At 66.0% G+C, this 2,391-nt stretch carries 3 protein-coding genes; 2 read left to right on the forward strand and 1 reads right to left on the reverse strand.

The annotated features are described in order from the left end of the window. Together nagZ and ACIY1X_RS11785 are read left to right on the forward strand one after the other, a co-directional pair. On the forward strand, positions 1-606 hold a 606-nt coding region (nagZ, locus tag ACIY1X_RS11780), incomplete at its 5' end, for a beta-N-acetylhexosaminidase (RefSeq protein WP_399680733.1). After that, positions 603-1,460: a galactosyltransferase-related protein gene (locus tag ACIY1X_RS11785; protein ID WP_399680734.1), complete on the forward strand. Its 858-nt coding sequence runs from the start codon at positions 603-605 to the stop codon at positions 1,458-1,460. The genes nagZ and ACIY1X_RS11785, both read left to right, overlap by 4 nt. On the opposite strand, the gene ACIY1X_RS11790 is transcribed toward ACIY1X_RS11785, so the two are convergent. Further along, complete coding sequence (locus tag ACIY1X_RS11790) at positions 1,441-2,307, reverse strand: FkbM family methyltransferase (RefSeq protein WP_051953450.1); 867 nt, start codon at positions 2,305-2,307, stop codon at positions 1,441-1,443. The genes ACIY1X_RS11785 and ACIY1X_RS11790 overlap by 20 nt on opposite strands. Positions 2,308-2,391 lie beyond the last annotated feature (84 nt).

The following is a 2,391-nucleotide window of genomic DNA, read 5'->3' on the forward strand; positions in this document are numbered from 1 at the left end:
AGCAGCGTCATCGGCGACCGCAGCTTCCACCGCGACCCGCGCGTGGTGACGCTGCTGGCCAAGAGCGTGATGCACGGCATGCTGCGCGCCGGCATGTCCTGCTGCGGCAAGCACTTTCCCGGCCACGGGTACGTCCAGGCCGATTCGCACGTGGCGATCCCCGTCGACCGGCGCAGCCTCAAGGCCATCCTGGCGGAAGACGCGAAGCCGTTCGAGTGGCTGAGCGACACGCTGGGCGCCGTGATGCCGGCGCACGTGATCTACCCCAGGGTCGATACGCGGCCGGCGGGGTTCTCGTGCCGGTGGCTGAAGGACATCCTGCGTGGCCGGCTCGGCTTCGAGGGCGCGATCTTCAGCGACGACCTGAGCATGGAGGCCGGCCGCTACATCGAAGGGCGCGTCCTGAGTTTCGCCGAGGCCGCCTGCGCCGCGCTGGAGGCCGGCTGCGACCTGGTTCTTCTGTGCAACCAGAGCCCGGCCGAGGGTGGGGTGCTGGACCGCTTTCTGGACGACATGGACAGGAGGACGGCATCCGGCGAATGGGCGCCAGCCGCCGATAGCGAGATCCGGCGGCGGCAGTTGATGCCGCGAAGAGGCCTGGAATGAACACAGCGAACAGGTTGTCGCTTCAGCACATCGATCTGGTCGTGCCCTACAGGGAGGCGTCGGCAGAGCGCCGCGACAACCTCTATGGCGTGCTGCGTCATCTGGTGGCCACCTACAGCGACTGCCGCATCTGGCTCATGGAGGCGGATGCACGCCCGCATTTCGAGTGGGCGCGCATCGGGGATGCTTCGGTCCGCCATGTCTTCGTTCACCACGACGGGCCGTTTCCCAAGGCGCGTCTGTGCAACATGGGCGTGCGGCTGGCGAACAGCCCCGTCGTCTGCCTGCACGACGCCGATTCCGTTGCCATGCCAACGGCGCTGGCGGGTGCGGTGAATGGACTGCTGCACGGCGCAACGTCCGACGCCATCTGTCCCTACTGGCCGGTCGTCAATGTCGAGGGCTCGCTCAGGCAGCGTTTCCTGGAGACAGGAGATGTCGGCGCGCTGCATTCGCTCGATCCCGCGGCGTTGCCGCCGGAAGCCGCATTGCTGTATGCCTCGGCCAACGGTGGCGTGGTGCTGTTCAAGCGTCAGGACTACCTTCGCGTGGGCGGCTACAACGAACGCCTGGAAGGCTGGGGCGGCGAAGACGACGAACTGCTGAACCGGGCCACGCGGCTGGGTGTGCGTTGGCATTCCTTCACCCCGCCGCTGATCCATCTGCACCACGATACCGCGTCTCGCAGCGAATGGATTCAATCCACCCGCGACAGCGATAACATCCGGCACGCCGATGCCATTCAGAGCATGTCGGACGAGGCGCTGCAGGCGCTGGTGACCGAGTTGTCGACCCAGTTCGGACCGGTCGATCGCATCGCGCCGCCGGTGGAATTCAGCAAGCCCGGCGACTGACGCGGGCCTGATCCCAAGGGTGGGTCGCCCAGACGCGCTGCGTGGGCAGATAGCGCATCACGCCGTCGTCGACGCCGGCACGGGACATGCTGCTCACCTCGAAGCGCTCCTCCGGCAGGCACAGCATGTCGAAGGAATAGTCGTTGAAGATGTCGTCGCTGCGCCCCAGCCAGTTGGAGGCCCAGAACATCGGCGTGATGTAGTACCAGCAGACGTAGCCTTGCGGCTCCAGCAGCGCCACGACGGCATTGCGCACTTCCTGGGTGTTGATTTCCACGTAGACGGCCGGACGGCAGCGTGCAAGGGTCTGCGTCGCGCCTTCCAGTACCTCGACCTCGAAGCCCTCCACATCGGCTTTGAGCAGATCAAGGCGATCGAGTGCGAGGGCGTCGATGGAAGTCAGGGCAACGGTCTCGGTGGCTCCTGCCCAAGGCTTCTTCGCAGATGCGCCACCGAAATTGAAAGGCTGCCCGGGATCGGGCAGCGGGAACTCGACCCGCCCCGGTACAGAGCCCACCGCCTGCTGCACAGCCCGCACGTTCAGGCAGTCGTTGGCCACCAGATTGGCGCACAGCAACTGGAAGGTATGCCGCGCGGGCTCGAAGGCGTATACCGTGCCCGCGGAGCCCACGCGCTGCGAGAACCAGAGCGTGTGAGAGCCGATGTTGGCGCCGGCTTCCAGCACCGTGTCGCCCGGCAGCACCATTTGATCGAAGAGCCGGATCTCCGCCTCCGACCATTCGCCGTAGAGCCGCAGGCTTTGGCCGATGTACAGATCGTTGGGATTGACGAAGAAACGGCCGTGGCGGGCAGCCACGAGCCGGTAGAACGGCATCTTGGCGGACATGGCTTCAGCCTTCGCGCCGCAGGGCGGGAAACAGGATCACGTCGCGGATGCTGGGCGAATCGGTCAGCAGCATCATGAAGCGGT

The sequence above is a fragment of the Xenophilus sp. genome (assembly GCF_044462705.1).
GTDB lineage: Bacteria > Pseudomonadota > Gammaproteobacteria > Burkholderiales > Burkholderiaceae_C > Xenophilus > Xenophilus azovorans.